Genomic DNA, 2,775 nt, shown 5'->3' on the forward strand with positions numbered 1-2,775 from the left:
TCGTCCAGCACCGCGACCACCGTGCTCTCCAGCCCGACCTCGCAGGGACCGCCGTCCAGCGCAGTGCGGGCGAAGGCGCCCGTCTCCTCCACGGCGTCGGCGTGGGTCGTGGGGCTGGGCCGGCCCGACCTGTTCGCTGACGGCGCGACCACCGGCCGGCCAAACCCGGCGATGACCTCGCGCGCCAGCGGATGCCCCGGGGCCCGGACGGCCACCGTCTCCAGCCCTGCCCGCGCCAGGTCGCAGACCTTCGAGGCGTCTTTCAGCGGCGCCACGATCGTCAGCGGCCCCGGCCAGAAGGCTTGGGCCAGTCGCTCCGCTCGGGCGTCGAACACCGCCACCTCACGCGCCTGCTCCACGCCCGACACATGGGCGATCAGCGGATTGAACCTGGGCCGGCCCTTGGCCTCGAAGATCTTGGCCACCGCGATCGGATCGGCCGCATCCGCCGCCAGCCCATAGACCGTCTCGGTCGGCAGGATGACCAGCTCCCCCGCCTCCAGGGCGGCGACGGCGGCGGCGATGTCGGGGTCGTGAGGCACGCGGCGATATAGTCCCTTCTCCCCTTGCGGGAGAAGGTGGGCCGCGAAGCGGCTCGGATGAGGGGTCGCGATGGCGGATCAGCTTCGATCGCCGCGCCCTACGCACAGAGCCTCATGGACAGGCCTCGTCGACCCCTCATCCGTCATGCTGCGCAGGACACCTTCTCCCACAAGGGGAGAAGGGAAACTAAGGCGCCCCGTCTGGCCCGCGGTGATCCACGTAACCCCGGTCCGGGATGACCGGCAGCATCTTGCGGACCTCGTTGTCGCGGTCGACGAACTGGTGCTTGAGCGCCCCCAGCACGTGCAGGCCGATGAGCACGTAGAGCAGCTTCGCCGCCAGTTCGTGCATCTCCATGATGTCGCGGCCGAGGTCGCGGCTCTCGGGCATCGGCAGCATCGGCAGCTCGAACAGGCCGAACCACTCGATCGGCCGCCCGAAGGCCGAGAACGCCGCCCAGCCCGCCAGGGGCATGGCCAGCAGCACCACGTAGAAGCCGACATGCGTCGTGCGGGCCAGCAGCTTCTGCCAGCGCGGCGTGTCGACCGGCATCGGGATCCACGGCTCCTTCAGCCGCCAGGCCAGCCGCACCAGGGTCAGAACCAGGATGGTCATGCCGACCGAGGCGTGGCCGACGATCCAGGTCCGGTCGCCCTCATCGGCCTTGTCGTGCAGGCTGATCAGGATGATCTGCGCCACCGCCATCAGGGCGATGGTCCAGTGCAGGAAGATGGAAACGCCGGAATAGGTGGTCCTGGGGTGGCTCATCGCTTGTCTCCCTTGCCCTAGCGGCACCTTGGCGCCTCATCGGCGAGGGCGCTAGGAGGTACGAGCCGACTTGAGCAAGGTTCCTCCCGATGACCTACCGCGCGCCGATCCGTGACCTGGAGTTCTGTCTGGAGGCCATCGCCGGCCTGCCGCAGGTGGCCGCCACCGGCGCCTTTCCGGACTACGACGCCGACACCGGCCGGGCGATCCTGGAGGCGGCGGGCCATTTCTCGGAGAACGTGCTGGCCCCGCTGAACCGCGCCGGCGACCAGGCGGGCGCGAAATACGCCAACGGCGCCGTCACCGCCGCCCCGGGCTTCGCCGAGGCCTACCGCAGCTTCGCCGAGGGTGGCTGGACCAGCCTCTCGGCCGACCCGGCCCACGGCGGCCAGGGCCTGCCCAAGGCGTTGGAGCTGGCGGCCTACGAGACCTTCCATTCGGCCAACATGGCCTTCGGCCTGTGCCCCATGCTGTCCCTGGCGTCGATCGAGGCGCTGCAGCACGTCGGCACGCCGGCCCAGCAGGAGACCTACCTGTCCCGCCTCGTCTCCGGTGAATGGACCGGGGCCATGGTCCTGACCGAGCCGGGCGCCGGCTCGGACCTCGGCTCACTGCGCGCCACCGCCACGCCCAACGGCGACGGGACCTACAGCCTGACCGGCCAGAAGATCTTCATCACCTGGGGCGACCACGACGCCACCGACAACATCGTCCACCTGGTCCTGGCCCGCCTGCCCGACGCGCCGGCGGGCTCCAAGGGCATTTCGCTGTTCCTGGCGCCCAAGTTCCTGGTGCATCCCGACGGCTCGCTGGGCGCCCGCAACGCCTTCCGCCCCGTGGGCGTCGAGCACAAGCTGGGCATCCACGCCTCGCCCACCTGCGTCATGTCCTACGAGGGCGCGACCGCCGAGCTGGTCGGCCAGCCGAACCAGGGCCTGGCCCACATGTTCATCATGATGAACGCCGCCCGCCTGGCCGTGGGCGTCGAGGGCGTGGCCATCGGCGAGCGCGCCTTCCAGCACGCGCTCCACTATGCACAGGAGCGCCGCCAGGGCCGGTCCGTCTGGTCCGGAGAGGCCAACGCCCCGATCTTCGACCACCCCGACGTGCGCCGCATGCTGGTGACAATGAAGGCCCGGGTCATGGCCGGGCGCGCCATTTGCCTGGCCACCGGCGTCGCCGCCGACCTTGCCCGCACCGCCGCGACCGAGGACGAGCGCCGCCGCTGGAAGGGCCGCGAGGACCTGTTCACCCCCATCGCCAAGGCCTGGTCCACCGACATGGGCGTCGAGGTCGCCTCCATGGGCGTGCAGGTCCACGGAGGCATGGGCTTCATCGAGGAGACCGGCGCGGCCCAGCACTACCGCGACGCCCGCATCGGCCCGATCTACGAGGGCACGAACGGCATCCAGGCCATGGACCTGGTCGGCCGCAAGCTGGGCCAGGACGGCGGCGAGAGCGCGC

The 2,775-nt window shown here is 70.8% G+C and carries 3 protein-coding genes; 1 reads left to right on the forward strand and 2 read right to left on the reverse strand.

Features of this window, described 5'->3' with window-relative positions; all coding sequences use genetic code 11:
• On the reverse strand, positions 1-542 hold a 542-nt coding region (locus tag Q0M60_RS09725), incomplete at its 3' end, for an L-threonylcarbamoyladenylate synthase (RefSeq protein WP_296818719.1).
• Between the two features lie 187 nt (positions 543-729).
• Entirely contained in the window at positions 730-1,311 is a 582-nt protein-coding gene (locus Q0M60_RS09730; RefSeq protein ID WP_296818721.1) for a cytochrome b, read from the reverse strand.
• A gap of 89 nt (positions 1,312-1,400) precedes the next feature.
• On the opposite strand from Q0M60_RS09730, the gene Q0M60_RS09735 reads away from it, so the two are divergent.
• On the forward strand, positions 1,401-2,775 hold a 1,375-nt coding region (locus Q0M60_RS09735), incomplete at its 3' end, for an acyl-CoA dehydrogenase family protein (protein ID WP_296818723.1).

The organism is Brevundimonas sp., assembly GCF_024711105.1.
Classification (GTDB): domain Bacteria; phylum Pseudomonadota; class Alphaproteobacteria; order Caulobacterales; family Caulobacteraceae; genus Brevundimonas.

Excerpts from the sequence above, each read along its gene's own strand:
- Q0M60_RS09730 (WP_296818721.1), bottom strand. The coding sequence starts at position 1,311 with ATGAGCCACCCCAGGACCACCTATTCCGGCGTTTCCATCTTCCTGCAC.